The sequence below is a fragment of the Fictibacillus sp. KU28468 genome, assembly GCF_026153615.1.
In the GTDB taxonomy this organism is placed as follows: Bacteria; Bacillota; Bacilli; order Bacillales; family Fictibacillaceae; genus Fictibacillus_C; species Fictibacillus_C marinisediminis.
Window position 1 is genome coordinate 2,773,317 of the sequence record NZ_CP110666.1, and the last position, 21,743, is coordinate 2,795,059.

Annotated in this window: 25 protein-coding genes; 10 read left to right on the forward strand and 15 right to left on the reverse strand. The window is 41.8% G+C overall.

The window, feature by feature from the left end; translation table 11 throughout:
• Nucleotides 1–8 precede the first annotated feature (8 nt).
• From OKX00_RS14365 to OKX00_RS14385, 5 genes are all read right to left on the reverse strand, one after another.
• Nucleotides 9–998 carry a glycosyltransferase family 2 protein gene (locus OKX00_RS14365; protein WP_062231429.1) on the reverse strand — a complete coding sequence of 330 codons (990 nt, stop codon included), beginning with the start codon at nt 996–998 and terminating at the stop codon, nt 9–11.
• A 104-nt stretch (nt 999–1,102) separates the two neighbouring features.
• Complete coding sequence (locus OKX00_RS14370; protein WP_265407793.1) at nt 1,103–1,375, reverse strand: hypothetical protein; 273 nt, start codon at nt 1,373–1,375, stop codon at nt 1,103–1,105.
• Nucleotides 1,376–1,609: 234 nt separating this feature from the next.
• Entirely contained in the window at nt 1,610–2,386 is a 777-nt protein-coding gene (gene fabI, locus OKX00_RS14375) for an enoyl-ACP reductase FabI (RefSeq protein ID WP_265407794.1), read from the reverse strand.
• Nucleotides 2,387–2,522: 136 nt separating this feature from the next.
• Entirely contained in the window at nt 2,523–2,669 is a 147-nt protein-coding gene (locus OKX00_RS14380) for a hypothetical protein (RefSeq protein ID WP_091006588.1), read from the reverse strand.
• A gap of 102 nt (nt 2,670–2,771) precedes the next feature.
• Nucleotides 2,772–4,613, reverse strand: coding sequence for a monovalent cation:proton antiporter family protein (locus OKX00_RS14385; protein WP_265407795.1), 1,842 nt, complete (start codon nt 4,611–4,613; stop codon nt 2,772–2,774).
• Between the two features lie 207 nt (nt 4,614–4,820).
• Between OKX00_RS14385 and OKX00_RS14390 the strand changes: the two genes are divergently transcribed.
• Nucleotides 4,821–5,978: an FtsW/RodA/SpoVE family cell cycle protein gene (locus OKX00_RS14390; RefSeq protein WP_053354740.1), complete on the forward strand. Its 1,158-nt coding sequence runs from the start codon at nt 4,821–4,823 to the stop codon at nt 5,976–5,978.
• Between the two features lie 73 nt (nt 5,979–6,051).
• Nucleotides 6,052–6,789 (forward strand): bis(5'-nucleosyl)-tetraphosphatase PrpE, encoded by a 738-nt coding sequence (gene prpE / locus OKX00_RS14395; RefSeq protein WP_062231422.1) that lies wholly within the window; start codon nt 6,052–6,054, stop codon nt 6,787–6,789.
• A 41-nt stretch (nt 6,790–6,830) separates the two neighbouring features.
• Here the strand turns inward: prpE and OKX00_RS14400 are convergent, their stop codons facing one another.
• Genes OKX00_RS14400 through OKX00_RS14415 form a run of 4 tightly spaced genes read right to left on the reverse strand, consistent with a single transcriptional unit; the run spans nt 6,831 to nt 9,613 of the window.
• The gene (locus tag OKX00_RS14400) at nt 6,831–7,733 is read right to left on the reverse strand and encodes an RluA family pseudouridine synthase (RefSeq protein WP_265407796.1); all 903 of its coding nucleotides are present in this window, start codon (nt 7,731–7,733) and stop codon (nt 6,831–6,833) included.
• 11 nt (nt 7,734–7,744) lie between these two features.
• Nucleotides 7,745–8,539 carry an NAD kinase gene (locus tag OKX00_RS14405; protein WP_053354743.1) on the reverse strand — a complete coding sequence of 265 codons (795 nt, stop codon included), beginning with the start codon at nt 8,537–8,539 and terminating at the stop codon, nt 7,745–7,747.
• Nucleotides 8,540–8,565: 26 nt separating this feature from the next.
• Nucleotides 8,566–9,207 (reverse strand): GTP diphosphokinase, encoded by a 642-nt coding sequence (locus OKX00_RS14410; protein WP_053354744.1) that lies wholly within the window; start codon nt 9,205–9,207, stop codon nt 8,566–8,568.
• 22 nt (nt 9,208–9,229) lie between these two features.
• Nucleotides 9,230–9,613 carry a UPF0738 family protein gene (locus OKX00_RS14415; RefSeq protein ID WP_062231418.1) on the reverse strand — a complete coding sequence of 128 codons (384 nt, stop codon included), beginning with the start codon at nt 9,611–9,613 and terminating at the stop codon, nt 9,230–9,232.
• Nucleotides 9,614–9,745: 132 nt separating this feature from the next.
• Between OKX00_RS14415 and OKX00_RS14420 the strand changes: the two genes are divergently transcribed.
• From OKX00_RS14420 to OKX00_RS14435, 4 genes are all read left to right on the forward strand, one after another.
• Nucleotides 9,746–10,327, forward strand: coding sequence for a CYTH domain-containing protein (locus tag OKX00_RS14420; protein WP_265407797.1), 582 nt, complete (start codon nt 9,746–9,748; stop codon nt 10,325–10,327).
• Nucleotides 10,328–10,385: 58 nt separating this feature from the next.
• Nucleotides 10,386–11,009: a lytic transglycosylase domain-containing protein gene (locus OKX00_RS23250; RefSeq protein ID WP_322114320.1), complete on the forward strand. Its 624-nt coding sequence runs from the start codon at nt 10,386–10,388 to the stop codon at nt 11,007–11,009.
• Nucleotides 11,010–11,226: 217 nt separating this feature from the next.
• Nucleotides 11,227–11,637, forward strand: a complete 411-nt coding sequence (locus tag OKX00_RS14430) for a globin domain-containing protein (RefSeq protein ID WP_322114321.1) — start codon at nt 11,227–11,229, stop codon at nt 11,635–11,637.
• Nucleotides 11,634–12,542, forward strand: a complete 909-nt coding sequence (locus tag OKX00_RS14435; RefSeq protein WP_062231412.1) for a ClpXP adapter SpxH family protein — start codon at nt 11,634–11,636, stop codon at nt 12,540–12,542. The genes OKX00_RS14430 and OKX00_RS14435 overlap by 4 nt, the downstream gene beginning before the upstream one ends.
• A 311-nt stretch (nt 12,543–12,853) precedes the next feature.
• Here OKX00_RS14435 and pepF read toward each other — a convergent pair whose 3' ends face one another.
• The gene (pepF, locus tag OKX00_RS14440; protein ID WP_265407798.1) at nt 12,854–14,671 is read right to left on the reverse strand and encodes an oligoendopeptidase F; all 1,818 of its coding nucleotides are present in this window, start codon (nt 14,669–14,671) and stop codon (nt 12,854–12,856) included.
• A gap of 34 nt (nt 14,672–14,705) precedes the next feature.
• Nucleotides 14,706–15,926: a competence protein CoiA gene (locus OKX00_RS14445; protein ID WP_265407799.1), complete on the reverse strand. Its 1,221-nt coding sequence runs from the start codon at nt 15,924–15,926 to the stop codon at nt 14,706–14,708.
• A 159-nt stretch (nt 15,927–16,085) separates the two neighbouring features.
• Between OKX00_RS14445 and OKX00_RS14450 the strand changes: the two genes are divergently transcribed.
• Nucleotides 16,086–16,289 (forward strand): YjzC family protein, encoded by a 204-nt coding sequence (locus tag OKX00_RS14450; RefSeq protein WP_265407800.1) that lies wholly within the window; start codon nt 16,086–16,088, stop codon nt 16,287–16,289.
• Between the two features lie 137 nt (nt 16,290–16,426).
• On the opposite strand, the gene mecA is transcribed toward OKX00_RS14450, so the two are convergent.
• Entirely contained in the window at nt 16,427–17,101 is a 675-nt protein-coding gene (mecA, locus tag OKX00_RS14455; protein WP_248252375.1) for an adaptor protein MecA, read from the reverse strand.
• A 313-nt stretch (nt 17,102–17,414) separates the two neighbouring features.
• Between mecA and OKX00_RS14460 the strand changes: the two genes are divergently transcribed.
• Nucleotides 17,415–18,083, forward strand: a complete 669-nt coding sequence (locus OKX00_RS14460; RefSeq protein WP_265407801.1) for a TerC family protein — start codon at nt 17,415–17,417, stop codon at nt 18,081–18,083.
• A gap of 44 nt (nt 18,084–18,127) precedes the next feature.
• Here OKX00_RS14460 and spxA read toward each other — a convergent pair whose 3' ends face one another.
• The 3 genes from spxA to OKX00_RS14475 all read right to left on the reverse strand — a co-directional run bounded on the left by spxA (nt 18,128) and on the right by OKX00_RS14475 (nt 19,478).
• The gene (spxA, locus tag OKX00_RS14465) at nt 18,128–18,523 is read right to left on the reverse strand and encodes a transcriptional regulator SpxA (protein WP_007203028.1); all 396 of its coding nucleotides are present in this window, start codon (nt 18,521–18,523) and stop codon (nt 18,128–18,130) included.
• Between the two features lie 238 nt (nt 18,524–18,761).
• Nucleotides 18,762–18,890 carry a hypothetical protein gene (locus OKX00_RS14470; protein ID WP_255357533.1) on the reverse strand — a complete coding sequence of 43 codons (129 nt, stop codon included), beginning with the start codon at nt 18,888–18,890 and terminating at the stop codon, nt 18,762–18,764.
• A gap of 24 nt (nt 18,891–18,914) precedes the next feature.
• Nucleotides 18,915–19,478: a GNAT family N-acetyltransferase gene (locus tag OKX00_RS14475; protein WP_265407802.1), complete on the reverse strand. Its 564-nt coding sequence runs from the start codon at nt 19,476–19,478 to the stop codon at nt 18,915–18,917.
• Between the two features lie 140 nt (nt 19,479–19,618).
• Between OKX00_RS14475 and OKX00_RS14480 the strand changes: the two genes are divergently transcribed.
• Both OKX00_RS14480 and OKX00_RS14485 read left to right on the forward strand, forming a co-directional pair.
• Nucleotides 19,619–19,804: a hypothetical protein gene (locus tag OKX00_RS14480; protein WP_062231396.1), complete on the forward strand. Its 186-nt coding sequence runs from the start codon at nt 19,619–19,621 to the stop codon at nt 19,802–19,804.
• Nucleotides 19,805–19,878: 74 nt separating this feature from the next.
• Nucleotides 19,879–21,633 carry a UbiD family decarboxylase gene (locus tag OKX00_RS14485; protein ID WP_265407803.1) on the forward strand — a complete coding sequence of 585 codons (1,755 nt, stop codon included), beginning with the start codon at nt 19,879–19,881 and terminating at the stop codon, nt 21,631–21,633.
• Nucleotides 21,634–21,743: the final 110 nt, after the last annotated feature.

Below are 21,743 nucleotides of genomic sequence, written 5' to 3' on the forward strand. Positions count from 1 at the left end.
AGCAAGTGTTATTTATAATATCCTGCCCAAATTTTATACAGGTTTTTATTCAGCTCTAATCCTTTTTCCTGCAGTTTATAAAACAGGCTTATCAGGCTAATATCTTCTAAAAAAATAATCCCATCGATGTTCCTCTCATAATAAAGCTGCAGCATATCATCATTGTCAAAATCTTTATAAAAATATCCTGATACGTCTATTCTGTTCATTAAACTGACTTGTTTAAAATCTTCGCAGGCCTCTTCTTTGCCAAATACGATAAAACTCGGCGCTCTTTTAAAACGCTCCTGTAATTGTTTTTTTAAATGTTTAGAAGCTACTAGCCAATCTTCATTTATCGTTTGCTGGTTTTTCCGGCTGATCGACCCAGAATGAACTCGATACTGGTACAACACAATAGGTATTTTATGAATGGGGGTTAACTCAAGCATCCTTAACCATAAATCATAGTCATAACATATTTTATATTGAGGGTCATAGCCCCCTATTTGATTAAAAATTGATTTAGAAAATAAAACTGATCCGTGGCAAAAAGGGTTTAAATAAAAACGATAAGCGTTAATATGCTCTTTGGAAGAAAGGTGATTTCTAGTGGCTTCTATTTGCAGATTTCTCATAGGAACTTCAGCATGGCCTGAAATACATTCTATAAGAGAACCTACAGCGGTTGCATCCGGATGTTCACAGATATAACGTATCTGTTCCTCTAACTTGTTCGGTAAGCTGATGTCATCAGCATCCTGAATCGCTATCCAATCCCCTTTGGCTTCCTTGATGCCAATATTTAATGCATTTGCAGCTCCACCGTTTTTTTCCAGATGAATACTCTTTATTCGATCATCATTCAATGAACTCAGAATATCTTTCGTACGGTCTGTGGATCCATCGTTTACAACGATTAATTCGAAATGTTTATAGGTTTGATTAAGGACACTATCAACAGATTCCATTAAAAAAGCTTCACCATTATAAACAGGCATTACAACAGATACTAGCATAAAACACTCCTCATTCTCTTCAACGAACATCCCTCTTTCCAGATGCATTACCCTACAATCACTTTATGCTATCCGCTTGTCCTCGGTTATTTATGCGGCCATTTTCAGCCATTTCCCTGCCACGAAACCCTTTTTATACGGCTCATTTCTAAAAGATTGTTGCTTTGGGAACCTTTTTGTAAATAGGCTTCATTGACAAGTTGATTGGAGTGCAAGGTGCGAGACTCCTCGAAAATGAATTTCACATTTTCTTCGTGCGATATAACGCTGCCGAAGCCTTCCTTGCCCTGCGGGACTAACGGGACAGGTGAGACCGCCCCGCGAAAGTAGGCGTTTACGCCGGTAAAAGCGAGCATCCTGAAACAGAAATCAACCACTTTTCTGTACTTGCCATTCCGCTTTACCTTTACGCTCCCACAATGGATGCAGCCTAACCCTTCTTACTTTTGTAAAACCATTGCGGTGAAGTGATAAAACTGAAGGAGGGATAAGATGAGATCGAGAATTTCGATCGGTTTGCTCATCGCACCGTTTTCAGCATTAATCATAAAAAAATACCAGCCAATATACCGGGTATACTGGCTGGCGGATTAAATATTATTATACAAGGATTAGTTTCCTAAAATGCTGTACCCACTGTCCACATGAATCGTTTCCCCTGTAATGCCTCTTGAAAGATCACTCATCAGGAATAGAGCTGTATCGCCAACTTCTTCTGGAGTCGTTGTACGGCGGAGAGGGGCTTTTTCTTCAATTTGCTTTAAGATGCTGTTGAAGTCGCCGATTCCTTTCGCAGCGAGCGTACGGATTGGACCGGCCGAAATCGCGTTTACACGAATGTTTTCTTTTCCAAGGTCACTCGCGAGGTATTTCACGCTCGCATCCAGTGAAGCCTTGGCAACACCCATTACGTTGTAGTTCTGAAGGACACGCTCTCCTCCAAGGTAAGTTAATGTTACGATGCTTCCGCCTTCTGTCATTAGGCCGCGTGCTTCTTTAGCAACCGCAGTAAGCGAATAAGAAGAGATGTTATGAGCGAGTAAGAACCCGTCTCTCGTCGTATTCAGGTATTCACCTTTTAGTTCATCTGTATTCGCAAAAGCGATGCAGTGGGCAAGCCCATGAATTACCCCGACTTCAGCTTTAATCTGCTCAAAAGCAGATTTAATTTCATCATCGTTCGTAATGTCACAAGGGAGAACCAGCGAATCCTTGCGCTCAAGCGTTTCAGCAAGATCCCTTACGTTTTTCTCGAGGCGCTCGCCAGCGTATGTAAAAATAAGCCTTGCTCCTGCTTTAGACAGCGACTGAGCAATCCCCCATGCAATACTTCGTTTGTTGGCAACTCCCATAATGACATATGTACGGTTTTCAAGTGATAGATTCATTTTGTAGTTCCTCCTTATTAAATATGGCAGGATAAATTTCATTCGGACCATATTAGCAATTGTTATTAGTACCTAGTCCTAATATTAGTATAACAGATTTTAAAAGAAAGGAAATACTAGAACCCTCTTATCTTTTTTATCCTTTGCTCGTTTCAATATTTCGGGCTTCATAACCGCAGCCGGGACAGTTAAAGATTACATTTTGATTGGACTGAGCCGTCAGTACGGCATCAATCTCTGCTTCTTTGTGGCATTGAGGACATCTAACGATTGGCAAACTCATTTTCATCACTCCTTTTTATCGTTAGTATGGACGTAATTTCATACAAAAAGACGCCGAAAGCAGGCTGCTGAAAAAAAACAGCATGCTTTCGTGCGTCTTCTTTTACCTTAATACACGCTTTAACTCTTTAATATGTTCCCTGCTGCCTGTCACAATCAGCTTATCACCGAACAAAATTTCGGTATCGCCATGAGGAACGATAGAATCCTTGCCTCGGAAAATCCTGACGATGATCGCATCTCCAAAATGAGGGAAGTTTCGGAGTGCGGTTTTATGATAATCCATATTTTTCACTGAAATCTCGTATAAAGAATTGTCATTATGGGATAGAAAGCTCGCGACGGATGGATTCTCAATCATCATCTTAAGCAGTACCTGAGAGCTGAAAAAGGCAGAGTACACTTCAATATTTTTATTGCCCAGCTCTTCCCTTTTCACGGGATCCTCAATTCGGGTGATGACCCGTTTGATGCCATAATTGCTGGCTTCATGGGCGATCGATTCGTTCACACCGTCTTCACCCGTAGCTACGATCAGAATATCCGAATCAAAGGCACCGTTGTTTTGTAGTGTGTCTGCTGAATAGTCCTCCAGTTCGATGATCTCAAAGGATTCCAGCTGCTTCGGATCTTTTTCTTTTTGTCTCGTGTGATAGACTTTCTTTTCATAGCGCCCGCTGTCGAGTTCTTTGGAAACCGGAAGTGTAAATTGATTGGCACCGATGATGGCCAATCTTTCTTTGGCGTTTTCGATTTTTTTTCTTGGAAGCAGCTTCTTAAAGAACACCGGTGTGATAATACAGCTGATGACCGCCGTCAAGATCAAGGCTGATGATGTTCTTGAATCGATTACTTTAATCCTTTCACCGATCTTTGCCGCGGCAATTACGAGTGATAAGGTAGACGTCAATAAAAATCCTGATGCCAGTACAGTCTTCCAGTCATACCATTTTCTCAGCACTATTATAGGAACAAATTTAGAAATCAAGAGCCCTAAAAGCAGCAACGGAATCAAGATGAGCACTTTCGGGTCCTTTAATACAGAAACCAAGTCCAGCTCCACACCGACCATAACAAAAAAGATCGGAATAAGAAATCCGTAGCCAAAGGAATCCAGTTTATGGACCATATGCTGATTTGGAGAAAGAAGTGAGACTAATACCCCTGCCAAAAAGGCTCCCAGGATGTTTTCAGCACCTACGGATTCAGAAACACCAACTAGAACGATGATTAGCGTGAACACGGCTCGTGTATCAATTTGTACTGTCCCTTTAGAAAGTGTTTCAAGAAACGTATGATGGCGCATGTACTTTCCGATAAAATAAAGTACAATGCCAGCACCGAATAGAATAAGCAGAAGCCACATCTGTCCGCTGTCTCCCGATTGAAGAGAAACGAATACAGCGAGCAGGATCATCGTGACGAGATCGGCGATGACCGCGATCAAAAGAATAATCTGGCCGATTCCAGTCTTGGACAACTCCTCTTCCTTTAAAGTCGGTACAACGACTCCCAATGATATAGTCGAGATGATCAGCGTCATAAAGAACGCATTATCAGTAAACCCGGTCCATACAAAGACCATGGATAAAGCAAAAGAGATAACGAAAATCAAAGTAAAAATAATGGTGGAGACAGCAAGCCGGTTCGGTTCTGTCTTACCGTTCGCCAGCTTTTTCTTCTCTGCACTTGGAGCAAACACCGAGAAATCAATCTCGAGCCCGCTTAAGAACATTAAAAAGATGAAACCGAGCACAGAAAGGATATCCAGCCATGTTCCCGCATGAACAATATCAAACCCGCTTTTTCCAATGATGATTCCGGCGATGATCTCCGCGACCACTACCGGTAAAAACCTGATCTTAAACTTGTTGAGCAGAATTGGTATAAAGAATGCTGTTAAAATGACGATGACGAGTGAAGAAAATGAAGCATGGCCTCCCATAGCTACCTCCTTTTTTACAATAAGTACTTATTTACCCAAGATGTATGATATAAAAACTCCTTATATATCAGTATGCACCACTTGATTTTGTCCACTATAAAAAATAAGTAATGTAATTGTCAAATTAATGTCCCCCTTTTCAGTATGCAAACTTCTCATTTTTCGGTAAGATAGAACATGTTATCCGAGATAAGGAGTATGAATGCAATGGAAAATAACAGGCAGTCCCCGCTGCAGCAGATTGATTATAATTTAATATTTTTACTGTTTCTAATGATATGCATAAGCTGTATGGCCATATACAGTGCTCAGGAAATTGCACAATATGATTCTAACTTTGTTATCAAGCAGCTTATGTGGTACGTGGTCGGCGCTTTCGCTGTTGCCGGTGTAATGATTCTGGATTTTGACCAGTTTAGAAAACTATCATGGTATTTGTACGGTTTCGGCATCCTGCTCTTGATCGGGATTGTAATTGCTCCTGAATCTCTTGTACCGAATATTAATGGGGCAAGAGCTTGGTTCCGCTTCGGTCCCTTCGCTCTTCAGCCATCAGAGCTGATGAAGGTCGCCTTGATTATTTCGATCAGCAATACCATCGCAACCCATAACGAAAAATATATTGTGCGGACCTTGCATGAAGATTTGCTGCTTATTGGTAAAATTGCGCTGATCGTCATGCCTCCAATGCTCCTCATCCTGATGCAGCCTGACCTCGGTACGAGTTTGGTGTTTATCGCCCTTACACTGAGTCTGATGCTCGTATCCGGAATCAGGTGGCGGATTATTGCCGTGATCATTTTAATAGGCGTTCTTTTTATCACATTGCTGGTTTGGATCTATTTTACCTTCCCGCAATTTTTCCTGGATCATATCCTTGATGAATATCAGCTGGAACGCTTTTACGCCTGGCTTGATCCCTATGGACACAAAGATGAAGGTTACCATATCCGGAACGCCTTAATGGCCATCGGTTCAGGACAGCTGTTCGGAAAGGGCTTTACCCATGGGTCTGTTTACCTTCCAGAGGCACAAACGGATTTCATCTTTTCGATCGTTGGTGAAGAATGGGGCTTTATCGGTACAAGCGTATTGATCTCTTTATTCTTCCTTATGATCTACCGAATGATCAATACAGCATTAGAAAGCAATGAAGCATTTGGAAGCTACCTGTGTGCAGGTGTAATCGGGATGGTCACGTTCCAGGTTTTCCAAAATATCGGAATGAATATTCAGGTCATGCCGATCACAGGAATTCCACTCCCCTTCATCAGTTACGGAGGAAGTTCGGTTCTGGCCCAGATGATCGCTTTTGGCCTCGTGCTCAATGTTCGATCAAGGACAAGAAAATATATGTTTGAGTAAAACACCTGTTATTGCAGGTGTTTTTCTTTTCTCTTGAGGTTATAGTAAGTAAAGGATAATTGAGGTGACGAACATGAACTACGATGTAATCGGAGACATTCACGGCTGCTGGGATGAATATTATGAACTAACCATGAAGCTAGGATACATATGGAAAAATGAAATGCCTGTACATGATGAGGATCGGAAACTGGTTTTCGTTGGTGATCTTACGGACCGTGGCCCCTGCTCTATCAAATTGATGGAACATGTCTATCAGCTGTTCAAGGCTGATCAAGCCTTGTATGTTCCGGGAAACCACTGCAATAAGCTTTACCGATATTTCCTGGGCCGTAATGTTAAGATTACTCACGGACTGGAAACAACCGTAGCTGAGCTAAATGAGCTTCCGCCCAGCGAGTTTAATCAGGTGAAAAATCATTTCATGGAGCTGTATGAAAGCTCTCCCCTATATCTTGTACTTGACCATGGCCAGCTTGTGATTGCCCATGCCGGAATTCGAGAGGATTATATCGGGAAGACCGGGAAGAAAGTTGAGACCTTTGTATTGTACGGTGATATTACGGGTAAAACCAATCCGGACGGAACACCCGTTAGAAGGGATTGGGCGAGTCATTATAGCGGGAATGCCTGCATCGTCTATGGCCATACTCCTGTCTTAGAACCGCGGGAAGTGAATGGCACCATTAACATTGATACCGGCTGCGTGTTCGGCAACCGCCTGACTGCCCTGCGCCATCCTGAGAAACAGACCGTTTCTGTACCTTCGTCTATGCCATTTGTTGAAGAAAAGTTTCGGAGTTTCTTGTAAGAACTGGACCAACAAAAAAAGCCCCCAAAAGGGCTTTTTTTTTACTGTTCTGCTACGTCTCCAAAAAGATGCTGTAAATCCTGCGGCAGCGGTGCCTCTACGTTCATCATCTTTTCCTCTAACGGATGATAGAAGGAGACTTGCCAGCTGTGGAGGGCCTGTCGGACAATCAGATCTACTTGTCCACCATATAGGTCGTCTCCGAGCAGCGGATGTCCGATGTGGGCCATATGAACGCGTATCTGATGGGTACGACCGGTTTCAAGCTGCAGAGAAACAAGACTGTTCCCCGCCAACTCCTTCAGCACTTTAAAATGAGTAATGGCCTTCTGACCCTGATCTGTGACCATCCTTTCAACCAGACTATCAGGATTCCTTCCAATGGTGGCGTCCACTGTCCCGCTTAGACTCTCAAACCTACCTTCCACACCTGCTAGATAGGTTCGCTTGATCGCCTTTATCTTCTGCTGCTGAGACAATAACGAATGTGCAAAACGGTGCTTCGCAATCATGACGAGACCCGAAGTATCCTTATCAAGACGGTTGACGGCATGAAATGTGCTCTGAATCCCTTCCTGTTCATAATAGGAAAGGACTCCCTGGGCAAGGGAGCCGTTCTGCTGGTAGCGTGATGGTATGGTAGGAATCCCTGCAGGCTTGTTTACGAGGAGAAGATGTTCATCCTCATACAGGATATCAAGCAGCATAGGAATCGGCTCCATATGAGAACTGATTTCCTCGGGTGGAAACCGGACCTCAACCTCATCCCCGGTGTTCACACTTTTTCTGACAGTAGAAGGTACTCCATTTACGAGAAGCTCTCCCCCTGTAAACTTAATATCAGCCAGTGCGCTTTTAGAAATATTTTTATGAAGCCGCAAAAATTCACGCAGCAAACCAGCCTCATTTTCTTTAACCTTCCACGTTATTGTAAATGTGGTCATAATGTCTCCTGTTAATCGGTAACGAAGGCTTCTTTCACCCGTTTCCAGAATGGGAAAGGACGGAATCGGGCAAACCGGATCTTTTCTTCAGCTACCCGGCATTGTATCGATTTGACTTTCTTTTGCAGCAGAAACAAATGGTCGATGGTAATATGGAAATCCACATCGTTCACCGGTTTCAGCATGCATGTATGATGCTGAGGAAGCACCAGGGGTGAACCAATTGTACGGAATACACGGTTATTGATCGAAGCCATTTCCGAAAGCTGGATGGATGGAAGTGAAGGATGAATGATCGCTCCTCCAAGAGCCTTGTTATAAGCCGTACTTCCTGATGGTGTAGAAATACAGAGTCCATCCCCGCGGAACGTTTCAAACAGATCACCTTTAATTTCCACATCCATGACAAGAGAGCCCTCGCCGCTTTTGACTGTACATTCATTAAGGGCGAGATAGCTTTTTTCATCAACATCATCCAGATAGCGTACTGTCACTTCAAGAAGCGGATATTCTACAATTTGGTAGGGTGTTTTTGCAATATGAATCACGAGCTTTTCCACTTCATCCGGCACCCAATCGGCGAAAAAGCCTAAGTGGCCCGTGTGAATCCCGACAAATGCCGTCTGGTCAATCCGGTGTACATAGTGATGGAAAGCGTGAAGCAATGTGCCATCCCCGCCAACCGTAATCACGATATCCGGTTCCGTCTCATTGTATTGCAGCTCAAATTCCTGCAGATAGGTCTTAATTTTTTGTTTCAGCGTATTTGACTTTTGGTCGCCTTTTGAAATAATGGCAAAATTCACGAATGGATCACCTTCTTTCGAAGAAATTATGTAGTCGGACTGGATCCTTTCCCATCATCCGTTCTTTCCGAAAATACGATTTGTGCCTCCTGAACCTCGCCTCTGATCTCAGCCATTTCTTCATCCAGACGGCCTGCCGCCTCCGCTGCCCGCTGCAGGCGCAGCTGAATGTCTTTCGGGATCTGTCCCTGATATTTATAGTTTAAAGAATGCTCAATGGTTGCCCAAAAATTCATCGCCAGCGTACGGATTTGAACTTCTGCCAGCAAGGGCTTCTCCCCTTCCAAGGTCTGCACAGGGTAACGGATGACCAGATGATAGGATCTGTAGCCGCTTGGCTTTTTGTTCGTGATGTAATCCCGCTCTTCAACTATTTCGAAGTCTTTGCGGTTCCTGAGCATATCTGTCACTTTTTTAATATCATCCGTAAACTGGCACATGATGCGCAAACCGGCAATGTCCTGAATTTCTTCTTCTATTTTTTCAAACGGTATATTTTTTTGCCACGCCTTATTCAAAATAGAATTAATAGGCTTTACCCTTCCTGTGACGAATTCAATCGGTGATTGCTTTGTGGTCTTCTGAAATTGTTCCCTTATTCCTCTGAATTTTACTTTTAATTCATCTACTGCTTGTTTGTAGGGGGCGAGAAGGGTCTCCCAATCCATTGCCTCATCCACCTTCCTGTTATTACTTGCTATTCGCTGGAAACAATCGTTCTACAGCCTCAAGCATATTATCGCCATAATTGCTGTTGCCTTTTATGTTTTCGAGCAAATAAGACAGTTCAGAATGCAGAGCAGACAGCTCGAAGGAATGGTCTTCTTCAGCTGTTTTTAGTACAACGGGAAGTTCTTTAGAAAGGGCTTCACTCAATTGTCCCCAAAACTGCTCTGGCAGCGAAATATATACGAGGTCATCCTCTGTTTCCATGACATAGATGAATGAAAGCTGATCCGAATCAACAAGCATCCTGCTGCCGTCTTTCCATTCGGAAAAGCCTTCACCCTTCTCTATGCTCAGTGTAAGCTGTTCACCTATTTCTGCTTGATTTATGTTATGTCTGATTGCCATGCTGTACCTCCTAAAAACAATTATTCTACTCTTTAGTTTAACACAATTATAGAGACATTTTGTCATTTGAGAATCAAATAAGGCTGTGTCATAATGGGATTCGTGCAGTACATATACGAAGGAGTGCTAAATATGGAGCAAGAAGTTGAAATAGAGTTTAAAAATATGCTCACCCCTGATGAATTCTTCCTGTTATCTAATGAACTTTCACTCAAGGAAGAGTCTTTTACCACACAGACGAACCATTATTTCGATACTCCCGATTTTTCACTTAAAAGTCACCGCTGTGCCCTGCGAATCCGCGAAAAAAACGGATCTTTTGTTTTAACCTTAAAGCAGCCTCATCCCGATGGACTGCTCGAAACGCATCAACAACTCAGCGAAGCAGAATACAGCTCTTACATGAATAACCAAAAGTTTGCAGAAGGCCATGTTTATTCCATCCTGACCGATTTAGGCGTTGATCCGAAAAGCATCGTTTACCTTGGAACGCTGAAAACGAAGCGAGCGGAAAAAGAAACCACCGACGGCCTCCTTGTCCTCGATGAAAATCAATATCTTTCCGTTATCGATTACGAACTGGAATATGAAGCGAAAGAAAGAAAAAAAGGTGAATTTGAATTTAACACATTCTTGAAGCAATACGGAATACCTGAAAGAAAAACACTCAATAAAATACAACGTTTTTTTGAAGCTAAAAACAGCGAACTCTAATTGTTTAATTCTTCCTCATTTGATATGATTATACATATAGTTTGAGGAGAGAACAAAAATGAAAATTGATGCTATAAAAATGCTGATGGAGCTTCAAGCGATTCAGCAGTTAAATGTAAATGGGACAGCAGCTGCTCCTGTATCTTCACCCTTTGCCATGATTCTTCAGCAGTTGAGTGAAGCCGCGGGGTTAGATCAGCCTGGTGGAGAACCAGTAATACCAGTGAAGACAGTCTCTGCATTGCCGGCTGTTCCGAATACCAAGCCTTCATTACAGCTAACGCACCCATCCGGAGCAAAAGATATCGATTCAATTCTTGAAAGAATCAGTGCTAAATATGATGTAAACCCCAGCCTGATCCGGTCGGTCATACAGCATGAATCAGGTTTTAACCCATTAAGCAAAAGCCCGGCAGGTGCCATGGGATTGATGCAGCTCATGCCTGAGACGGCAAAGGCGCTTGGTGTACAGAATCCCTATAACCCTGAAGATAATATCGAAGGCGGCGTGAAGTACATTAAACAGATGCTTGACCGCTATAACGGTGATGAAAAGCTTGCTCTCGCAGCTTATAATGCTGGCCCTGGCAATGTAGCTAAATATGGAGGCATCCCTCCTTTTCAAGAAACACAAAATTATGTAAATAAAGTGATGGAATCATACCAGAGCATGAATGCTTGACCGCCCTTATGAAAGGTGCGGTTTTTTTATGGGCTTTTCCGGGAATCCTAATGTTTGCTAATCCGGCTATACCCTTGCTACAATAAGTTTATCGCATCATCAAATGCGGAGTTCGAAAACAAACAAACTCTGAGGATTTTTTGAACGTGATCATCGGTCACCCAAATCCCAGTTAATGAATCTGATTTTGTGAAAAATGCTTGAAGGAGTTTTCACCATGAATGATATGGATATGACCCCATATGAACATCTGGGCGGAGAGGCTGTTCTTACAAAAATGGTCACCAATTTTTATCAACATGTCAAACAAAACGAGGATCTAGCGCCCCTGTTTCCTGATGATCTTACTGAAACTGCACGTAAACAGATTCAATTTCTTACTCAGTTTCTTGGCGGTCCCTCATTATACACGATGGAACATGGGCATCCTATGCTAAGAGCACGGCATATGCCTTTTCCGATTACAGAGCGCCATGCAAAAGCTTGGCTGGAGTGTATGGGGAAAGCAATGGATTCTGTATCCCTTGAAGGCCCCCTCAAGGATTTTATTATCAGCCGTCTAACCATGACTGCTTATCATATGGTAAATACGTCCGATGATAGCCATGGAAAGGAGAATAAATATTGACACCTTTTGAAGCCGAATATCCTTATGAAGCGAAGCACAAGGGTAACTTTACTGCTTCCAGCTGTCATAAGCCCTTGGAATTATACTCTGTCATTGACCCATTATGCCCCGAATGCTGGGCGCTGGAACCTATCTTAAAGAAATTGCAGGTTGAGTATGGACAATATTTCACATTAAGGCACATCATTGGCGGGAAATTGGACTCCTTAAATTCATTTCGAAGACGGAAAGGCTATCAGTCTGCTGAACGAATTGCAGACCGATGGGAAAAAACAGCCAATATGACGGGCATGAGCTGTGACGGTGATCTCTGGTTTGAAGATCCCATCCTTGCGCCCTACCTTGTATTCCTTGCCATTAAAGCAGCGGAACTTCAAGGCAAGCAGTCAGGAAACAAATTTTTGCGCAAGCTTAGAGAGCATTTATTTTTGCAGAAGCAAAACATTTCAAAAGAAGAAGTGCTTTTTGAAATCGCCAAGAACGTTGGCTTGGACGCTTATGAATTCATAAAAGATATGCATTCACAATCGGCTATAAAAGCCCTTCAATGCGATTGGGAATTTACAAATGAAATGGAAATCGACCAGATTCCTACCCTTATCATATTTAATGATAAGGCCGAAGAAGACGGAATAAAAATTGCCGGCAGCTATCAATATTCGATTTATGTTGAAATTATTGGCGAGATGCTTGGGTTTCATCCTGAACCCAAATCCCCTCCCCCTCTTGAAGAGTTCATGAAAATTTACCGGTTCGTCGCAACGAAAGAGCTTTCCGTCGTGTACAACTTGGCAGCCAATGAGATAGAAACAGCCATGAAAAAGCTCGTTCTTCAACAGGTGGTAGAACGTGTTCCGGTAAAGTACGGTACATTCTGGAGATACAATTCATCACAAGTCGGTTGACTGACGGACCTTTCACATAAAGGTCCGTCTTTTTTTGAATAGCGGCTGAACAGGGTGAATACAATGGAGACAAGGAGGGTCGCCATGTATTTGTTCTTATTCACAATGTCCTTATTCTTTATTGCCGGCTGCTTTTATTTTTTTCTCCTTTCATTGTTAAAAATGATTTCTCTTGCTTTATCCGTTCCCTTGCTTTTTCTTTCCATCCTTCTTTTCATGTTATGTATCAATTACCGAAACAAATTGAAAAGACCCTTTCACAATTAAAGGAGCTCTTTACCGGTCTAACCGGTAAAGAGCTCCTCTTGTTTTTATTTCTCAAATAGCAGGTCTTCCATCTCATCCAGAATTTCTTCAAACACTTTTAATGCATCCTCGATCGGTTTAGACGTCGTCATATCAACTCCTGCTTTTTTCAGCACTTCTATTGGATAATCAGAGCTTCCGGCTTTTAAGAAGTCAATGTAACGGGAAACTGCACTTTCTCCTTCTTCCAGGATCTGTTTTGAAAGAGAAGCTGCCGCACTGAAGCCAGTAGCGTATTGATACACATAGAAATTGTAATAGAAATGTGGAATCCTTGACCATTCCAGGCCGATCTCTTTATCGATCACCACATTCTCACCAAAATATTTCAGATTTAGATCGTAATAAATCTTGGTGAGAAGTTCTGGTGTTAATGGCTCACCGTTTGCTGCCTTAACATGGATAGCTTGTTCAAATTCTGCAAACATGGTCTGACGGAATACCGTCCCCCTGAAGCCTTCCAAGTGGTGATTCAACAAGTAAAGCTTTTCCTGCTTATTTTTTGTTTTATTTAACATGTAGTGATTTAACAGCGCTTCATTACAGGTAGAAGCTACTTCAGCGACAAAGATGGAATAATCAGCATAAGGATATGGCTGATATTCTCTCGTATAATAGCTGTGAACCGAGTGCCCGATTTCATGTGTCAATGTAAACAGGTTATTAACATTGTCCTGCCAGTTCAGCAATATATAAGGCATCGTCCCGTATGCTCCAGATGAATAGGCTCCGCTTCTTTTCCCTGCATTTTCATGTACATCAATCCAGCGCTTTTCCAAGCCCTCTTTCACGATACCCACATACTCTTCGCCCATAGGCTTCAGGCTTTCTAACACAAGGTTTTTCGCTTCCTCATAAGGAACTTCCATCTTCACATCCTGAACTAGCGGTGTATACAGATCGTACATATGAAGTTCATCTACATTCAGTGCCCGCTTTCGGATGTCGACATAACGATGAAGGAGATGAAGATGGTCATTCACTGTTTTAACGAGATTTTCATACACTTTTTCAGGAATATTATTGCTGTCTAAAGCGGCTTGCCTTGCAGACTCAAACTTTCTTGTCCTGGCAAAAAAGTTATCTTTTTTCACGGTACCTGCCAGCGTACTTGCAAATGTATTTTTAAATCTATCATACGTTCCATAAACAGCTTTAAACGCATCTTCCCTTACACGTCGGTCGCTGCTTTCCAGAAACCGGATGTACCTGCCATGTGTAACCTCGACTTCATCTCCGTTCTCATCTTTGATTTCAGGAAATTTAAGGTCGGCATTGTTGAGCATTCCGAATGTGGTACTGGCACTTGCCGTCACTTCACTGACATCAGCCAGAAGAGCTTCTTCCTCTTTAGAAAGAACATGCGGCCGCTGGCGGTTGATTTCATCCAAGGCATGCTTGTATAAGGCCAGTTCTTTATACTCTTTAACATAGGTTTGAATGGTCTCCTCGGGCAACGACAGAATTTCCGGTACAGCAAATGATAAAGAACTGCTTACCTGAGTTGCTAGATTTGATGCCCGGTCATTCAATCCTTGGTAAAAAGAGTTTGTTGTGTCTTGATCGTACCGCATATGGGCGTATGTATAGAGCTTCCCAAGCTTTTTTGTGAGCTCGTCCTGTTTTTGAAAGTAATGATAGAGCGTTTCTGCCGATTCTCCAAGTTTTCCTTGAAATTCCTTCAATTCAGGCAACAGGCCTTTAACTTCATTGAATTCTTCTTCCCATTTGTCATTTGTTGCGTAAATGGCTTCAAGATCCCATGTATCCTGCTGTAATAATTCTTCTCGTTTCGGAAGAGATTTTGATTTTGTTTGAGCCATGCAGCGGCACCTCCTGCTTTAATTTCGTGCATACCTACATTTTACCAGAAAACAGAATATTCACACCATGTTTTACCCCTGACTCCATTAAAATAAAATCATTGGCCAATGCCTGATTCATCGTAATTGGGAAAACGGGGTCTCTGATCTTTACAAACTCTTTTTTTCCAACTCGTTTAATGATCCCATAAAAGCAAAGCAGGTTAAGATAATGCATAACAGCAAATGAATAATGTACATCTGCAATGAGCGGCAGTTCCCGCAGAGTTATTATTTTTTTATGGATAAGCCATTTCATATGGTTAAATACGCTGGAGAACTGAATGGATTCACCAATCTGTACAGGAATGATGGAGTACAGCAGCACATATGACTGCCATATAAATGAAGGTTCCTTTAGAGTATAAGCAAAAGGGACAGGCATCCCTGCTTCAGAAGGAAAGTAAGTAAGCGTTGAATGATTTTTAAAAAAGAGGATTTTCAGTTGGCGGTAGGTTTGATGGTTTTGTTTAAAGGCGTGGAGTCTCCATTGTTTTTTTGCGTTCAGCCAGGATTTAACTTGAAACAATGGGGAATCTCTTTTTGATGGTTGAAGATGATGAGGAGTTTGAAAGGAATATTCACATAGGGGATATGAATCAAGCTTTCCATACACTCTTGTTGATGTAACAGGAACAATGGAGGAGAGATGATACACTTTTGCTTCAACAGGACAGAAGTAATAAAGTGAGGGCAAGTGGTTAACAGAAGAAATTCGGGCGGTCAGCCAATCAAATGATGAGATCTGAAAAGTAGTGGAACTAAGTGTTTTAAGCCTTTTCTTACCGAGGATCCAAAAAGGGGTCAATCCCCTGCTGATGTAGCCTTTGGATCTTTCAATCAAAATGGAGGATGGAATAGCAGAGCATTGAAACTCTATGGGAATCTGGGGTGGTATCCATATATCAGGGCGCTGGGAGATATCCGGAAAGAATGGTTCCAGAAGTGCATTGGGAAATTCCTTATTGACATGTTCATACAAGAGCTTTTTGCCGAGCAGATGGTACATTGATTCTCCTCTGGATAAAGTACACTTGGTAACGCCGGGAACGTGTGAAAAATGCCAGATCTTCATGTTTCCCGCTTTGATCTGAACTTTTTCATTGCATTGGGGACAATAAAAACCGCTGCTTTTTTGAATAGACCTCAGCTCTTCTTTCGAGTAGCCGGTATGAAGACTGATTCTTTTACCTGTGCTCGTATGGGCAACAAGCATTGCATCACCTCTTTTTTCTTTTATTTTATGGTAAAGAAATCCCATTTTCAAGAAGATGGTTGATTTAGAGTGGAAATATTTTCATGTATTGCTATACTATATTTGTCAGACTATCATTCAACTTGTGAGCTTAAATATGAACAGAAAGAAGGTATGATCATGTTTAAATCCGGAGAAACCGTAAACGTAAACGGGACATATGCTGAAGCAGGCCATGGTGGCGGCAAAGTAAAAAGAGGACAGCGTGTGGAACTTCAAGAAGGTTCAACGTTTCCTGAACTAAAACCTTACACAATAGAAATTTCACACGGCGGCGGTACCAAAACCCGCAATCGGCAGCACCAATGGAAGCTAGTTAAGTAAAACAGGCGATCATCGTCTGTTTTTTTCAATGAACTGCATAGATATATTGTCCAGCTCCAGCTCTTGTTGGAGTAAACAGGGAACTGGCTTTCTTCAAAATAAAAACACCGATTCCAAGTAATGAAATCGGTGCGTGCTTACAATGTAAAGTGAGCCGAAATGTCTTCAAGTGCCCGCTCAGCAATAATCTGTTTTCCGTACTCTTGAATTCGATGGATGGATGCATCAGAATCTGTGCCATATTCGAGCAGCTGAGATAATAAATCATCCTGCTCCCTATCCGTTGTTTCTGGATTGAACGTAACATACAAGTAATACTTATTATCAAAGTGATAAAGGGAATTTGCGAATAAAGAACTGTCAATGTTGTGGGATAACATGATCATATCTTCAAAATCACTGAAGATTAACAGAAAGGACAAATAATCTTCGTCTGCAAGTTCAATATCTTCAGCTTCCTCTTGATCGTCTGGCGTAAACTGCTGATCAAGCATCTTTTCGATATTTTTATCTACAGGAAGATCGATTTTTTCATCACCTAGAGGCAATTCAAGCTTGGTGCCGTCTTTTGACATCTGTGCTCTAGTTACTATAATCTCCAGCCCTTTATCCATGGCCTGCACCTGAATCCAAAGCGGACCCTCTAAAGGAAACTGTTCCTGCTGGTGGGCTTCATCCATCATTTCCCAGAACAGTTCTTCCCCCCGCTCACGGTCGGACCAGATTTCCTCACGATCAAAACCTCGGTCTTCAATATCTCTATACGTTATGAAAAATTTAATTGTAAATTCATTGACTCTTTCTATTTCCATTTCGTTCTCTCCCTTCTAACCGTATTGTAACCTATGAAGGGATAATTTCCCCTGGGTAAGATGTATTGTCACTTTTCCCTAAAAAAAGAAAATTCAATCCAAAGCTGGCTCATTCTTGTACTTCTATTCTATGACAAAACATCGAAGTTGGAAATAAAAATGCTGACCATTTTTTTGCCCTTTTTTTAGATTAAACGGGCTCTTTTAACGATTAAATGACTTTTCGAAAAAATAAATGGTCTTAATTTGAAAGAAGTTTTGTACATTTTAACATACATAGTCCCGTTTAGCACTTGAAAGGGGTTTGGCATTCGTGGAAACAGATTTCCTCATATCCCTCTTACAGATCATCGCCATTGATATTCTGCTTGGGGGAGATAATGCGATTGTAATTGCTCTGGCCAGCCGTAATTTGCCTGAGCATCAAAGAAATAAAGCGATTTTTATTGGGACAGGCCTCGCAATCATCGTCAGAATCATCTTAACCGTTCTTGTGGTCTATTTGCTCAAGGTTCCCCTTCTTTACCTGACAGGGGGAGTTCTGTTAATTTACATCGCCTTCCAGCTGCTGGTACATGATGAAAACGGAAATAATATTAAACCAGGCATGTCGTTGATCAGCGCCATCCGAACCATTGTTGTAGCCGATATTGCAATGGGCCTTGATAATGTACTGGCTATTGCTGGTGCTTCACATGGATCGGTTCAGCTCGTCGTGATTGGTCTTATCATCTCTGTACCTATTATTATATGGGGAAGCAAGGCCATCCTTCATATGATGGAACGCTTTTCAATCCTGATTTATATCGGCGCCGGTATTCTGGCCTACACAGCTGCGGGCATGATCTGTTCGGAAAAAGAACTTCAGCCTTTATTCCTGTCCAGCCCCCACATCAAATCCGCATTCAGCATCATTATCGTAATCGGAGTGATTGCTGCAGGCGTTCTTTCAAAATCGAGAAGGACCGGAAAACATAAATGATTGATAAAAAAAGCCTCTACAGAACTTAATCTGTAGAAGCTTTTTTAATTAACCATACGCTGTGCTTCGAGCAATTGATACGTACGGACTTTTCTAGGTAAAAACCTTCTGATTTCATCTTCATTATAGCCTACCTGGAGTCGTTTTTCATCCATGATAATCGGCCTTCTTAAAAGCCCAGGGTTATCAGCGATAAGCTGATAAAGATCCTGTAGAGGCATCGTCTCGACATTCAAGTTTAATTCCTGAAATGTTTTTGAACGGGTTGAAATAATTTCATCCGTTCCATCCTCAGTCATACGAAGGATTTGTTTTACTTCCTCTATGCTCAAAGGCTCTGAAAAGATATTTCTTTCTTGGTATGGAATGTCATTCTCTTTTAACCACGCTTTTGCCTTACGACAAGATGTACAACTCGGCGAAGTAAATAAAGTAACCATATGGATCTTCTCCTTCCCCATCCTACTGATTTAACCCCTACTTTAAAATAGTTATTAAATCATATTTTTTATTATACTACATTTTCTTTAAACAAGAAAGGTCTTCACAAAAATGTAATAAAACTTATACAACCCAACTAAAACAATGTGTTCTATCTATATAGACGTATTACCCCGAAAAAAGTTTCACAAAACATAAAAAGAAATAGGATGAAAAAGTTTTCATCCCATAATCACTTTATGCAATTGATTTGAATTGAGATGCCGGCCCTTTTTTCGGACCCGTGGATAAGCCTTTTAAATTCTTTCTCAACATCTCTTTCAATAGTTCCCGCTTACTCTGTTTTTTCTTATCCTTGGCTTTCATGCAGATACCTCCTTGCCATAGAAATTACTCGGTTATGGCGTCTTTACCGTGCTGAAAGGTGAGCACATCGGCTACATCCTGATAAGCTTTACCGTACAATTCTTTATCTTTGTACGTGTGTATCTCATTATACGTCTTTTTCATGTTTTCATAAATACTTTCTTCACTTTCTCCTTTGGGAGCCCAATATAAAATCTCCATTTCATTCACTTGTTCAGTAGCAAGTGACTTTCTTTTGTAACCAATCTTTGATGCATGCTTAAATCCTTCACGCCGATAGAACCGCTGCCGTTTTTCGGTATCTGTATCTTCATAGTCAATAGGTTCTACTTCAAGTATGATCGGTTTTTCTTTTTCTTTAAGCTTCTTCAGCAAGGTCTTTCCCAGCCCCTGGCCGCGTGATTCTTTAGACACGAACAAATAATCAATGAAAATAAAATCATCCAGTTCTACATACATCAGCACATGATGGGGGCCTTCATCTTTATGATAAATATCTCCTTTGTCTTCTAGAAGGAGTTCCATATGTTCTTGAGATTTCATTTCTTCAATTGGGAAATATTGATTTAATTTTTCGTACCAGTTCATTTTGTCCTGACAGCTCCTAACTGAAATGATTTAGTTATAGAGAGAGTAAAAAGAATTTGATTTAGTTTTCCCTCTTTCCAAAGGGATAAACATCTTATACAATAAAGAGGAAATGTATGCCTTTTCAATGGAGGGATTAGATGGTGATGTTTTTCCGTGATTTACTCCTGCTCGCTGTTTTTGTCATCGGATTGACTGCTTTTATGGGTATACTCGCACATTGGTTCTCACTAAAAGTATTCGGCGGAAGATCTGTTTTTAAATTCGTAGACCACTCTAAATCTTTTCAGTCCAATTGGAGTAACGTACAAAGAAGAAACCGGTAAACAACTTCTACTTTACGAGAAGTTGTTTTTTTGTGAAGATAAAAGAAGATTATACATACTAGAGGTGGAGATTCATGCATATCAATTTACGAACGTTTATTCAGCAGTTAAAAAAAGAAAATGAAATTATTGAAATAAAAGCCGAGGTTGATCCATACCTTGAAATCCCAGAAATTCACCGAAGGGTCATCGATGAACAGGGGCCAGCCCTGCTTTTTACGAATGTTAAAGGCAGTGATATCCCTGTTGTAACTAATCTATTCGGAACAATCCGCCGTGTAGATATGGCGTTCGGCCCTAAACCGGAAGCTCTTGTTAAGCAGCTGGTCGCATCAATTGATGACCTTCTCCCTCCTTCTGCTTCAAAACTGTGGGGAAAAAAAGGGATGATCAAAGACGTACTGAAAATTGGCACAAGAACTGTAAAACCGGCAAAAGCTCCAATCATGGAAACCTACACAGCTGACGTGAACATGAAGAAGCTTCCTGCTTTAACCGGCTGGCATATGGACAGTAACCCGTTTGTTACGCTGCCTCTTGTTTACACCGAACATCCTGATAAACACGAGCACAATCTTGGAATGTATAGAATCGAGATTAAAGAAGAAAAGAAAACCGGCATCCACTGGCAAATTCATAAGGGGGGCGGCTTCCACCACTTTGCCGCTGAACAAAAAAACGAGGAGCTTCCTGTAACATTATTCCTTGGCGGGCCTCCTTCCCTAATGATCAGCGCAATTGCTCCGCTCCCTGAAGCAGTTCCGGAGCTTATGTTTTCCTCTATGCTGATGGGAGACAAGCTAAACCTTACACATGCGCCGGGTTATTCACACCCGCTGATCGCTGAAGCAGAGTTTGCATTTGGAGGAGTTGTTCCACCACATATCAGGGAACCCGAGGGGCCTTTTGGTGACCACTACGGCTATTATTCATGGGCACACGACTTCCCTGTATTCAATGTGAACCATATGTGGAAACGAAAAGACGCCATCTACCCCGCAACAGTGGTTGGAAAGCCAAGACAAGAAGACTACTTTATCGGTGAATATCTGCAGCGGCTGATGAGCCCTCTGTTCCCGGTTGTCATGAATGGTGTTAAACAATTGTGGACCTATGCAGAGACAGGCTTTCACGCCCTTGCAGGTGCAGTTGTCCGAGAATCCTATTTTAAGGAAGGGCTCGCCCATGCTTTAAGAATCATGGGTGAGGGTCAGCTTACATTAACTAAATTTCTTATGGTAACCAATAAGGAAGTGGATCTTCAGGATTTCTCCCAGCTTCTCGAAGCGGTGTTAGAGAGATTCCTGCCTGAGCGTGATTTGCTGATCCTGCATGATACATCCATGGATACCCTGGATTATACAGGACGAAAATTCAACACCGGCAGCAAAGCGATCATGACAGGGCTTGGAGAGCCCGTACGAGAACTGAAAAGAGTATATGAAGGTGGAACCATTCCAGGAATTCATGACGTCCAGGCATATTGCGGAGGCTGTTTATGTGTCTCTGGACCAACATTTGAAGAAGAACCCGAATTTGGTGAAAAACTGCTTCAAGCTGGCGAACAGCAGCTTAATAAATGGCAGCTGGTGTTTTTAGTGGACGATGCCACCATCGCCTCATCTCAATCCCAATTTTTATGGACAACCTTTACGCGTTTTGATCCAGCATATGATCTTTACGCCAAATGTGAGGTTGTACGAAATAAAATTAAATACAGCGGACCAGTCATTATCGATGCAAGAATGAAGCCTTTTTATCCCGAAACGGTTGAAACACGGCCAGATATTGACCAATTGGTTTCAAAGCGCTGGAAGGAATATTTTTAATGGAAAAGCTCTGTTAGTTCATGTGTTGTTTTGGTGGGGTGTGATTGAAGAAAAAGTCTTGAGTATCTCTTTTAAGGATCAGTATGCGATGCCCAATATGATTGAAAATC

Bases quoted from the DNA above. Each gene is read 5' to 3' on its own strand.
- OKX00_RS14365 (WP_062231429.1), bottom strand. From the start codon at position 998: ATGCTAGTATCTGTTGTAATGCCTGTTTATAATGGTGAAGCTTTTTTA.
- OKX00_RS14430 (WP_322114321.1), top strand. From the start codon at position 11,227: ATGAATGATATGGATATGACCCCATATGAACATCTGGGCGGAGAGGCT.
- OKX00_RS14400 (WP_265407796.1), bottom strand. From the start codon at position 7,733: ATGACCACATTTACAATAACGTGGAAGGTTAAAGAAAATGAGGCTGGT.
- OKX00_RS14475 (WP_265407802.1), bottom strand. From the start codon at position 19,478: ATGAACTGGTACGAAAAATTAAATCAATATTTCCCAATTGAAGAAATG.
- OKX00_RS14470 (WP_255357533.1), bottom strand. From the start codon at position 18,890: ATGAAAGCCAAGGATAAGAAAAAACAGAGTAAGCGGGAACTATTGAAA.
- OKX00_RS14390 (WP_053354740.1), top strand. From the start codon at position 4,821: ATGGAAAATAACAGGCAGTCCCCGCTGCAGCAGATTGATTATAATTTA.
- OKX00_RS14415 (WP_062231418.1), bottom strand. From the start codon at position 9,613: ATGGCAATCAGACATAACATAAATCAAGCAGAAATAGGTGAACAGCTT.
- OKX00_RS14385 (WP_265407795.1), bottom strand. From the start codon at position 4,613: ATGGGAGGCCATGCTTCATTTTCTTCACTCGTCATCGTCATTTTAACA.
- prpE (WP_062231422.1), top strand. From the start codon at position 6,052: ATGAACTACGATGTAATCGGAGACATTCACGGCTGCTGGGATGAATAT.
- OKX00_RS23250 (WP_322114320.1), top strand. From the start codon at position 10,386: ATGAAAATTGATGCTATAAAAATGCTGATGGAGCTTCAAGCGATTCAG.
- mecA (WP_248252375.1), bottom strand. From the start codon at position 17,101: ATGGAAATAGAAAGAGTCAATGAATTTACAATTAAATTTTTCATAACG.
- spxA (WP_007203028.1), bottom strand. From the start codon at position 18,523: ATGGTTACTTTATTTACTTCGCCGAGTTGTACATCTTGTCGTAAGGCA.
- OKX00_RS14480 (WP_062231396.1), top strand. From the start codon at position 19,619: ATGGTGATGTTTTTCCGTGATTTACTCCTGCTCGCTGTTTTTGTCATC.
- OKX00_RS14380 (WP_091006588.1), bottom strand. From the start codon at position 2,669: ATGAGTTTGCCAATCGTTAGATGTCCTCAATGCCACAAAGAAGCAGAG.
- OKX00_RS14420 (WP_265407797.1), top strand. From the start codon at position 9,746: ATGGAGCAAGAAGTTGAAATAGAGTTTAAAAATATGCTCACCCCTGAT.
- fabI (WP_265407794.1), bottom strand. From the start codon at position 2,386: ATGAATCTATCACTTGAAAACCGTACATATGTCATTATGGGAGTTGCC.
- OKX00_RS14450 (WP_265407800.1), top strand. From the start codon at position 16,086: ATGTTTAAATCCGGAGAAACCGTAAACGTAAACGGGACATATGCTGAA.
- OKX00_RS14410 (WP_053354744.1), bottom strand. From the start codon at position 9,207: ATGGATTGGGAGACCCTTCTCGCCCCCTACAAACAAGCAGTAGATGAA.
- OKX00_RS14445 (WP_265407799.1), bottom strand. From the start codon at position 15,926: ATGCTTGTTGCCCATACGAGCACAGGTAAAAGAATCAGTCTTCATACC.
- OKX00_RS14485 (WP_265407803.1), top strand. From the start codon at position 19,879: ATGCATATCAATTTACGAACGTTTATTCAGCAGTTAAAAAAAGAAAAT.
- pepF (WP_265407798.1), bottom strand. From the start codon at position 14,671: ATGGCTCAAACAAAATCAAAATCTCTTCCGAAACGAGAAGAATTATTA.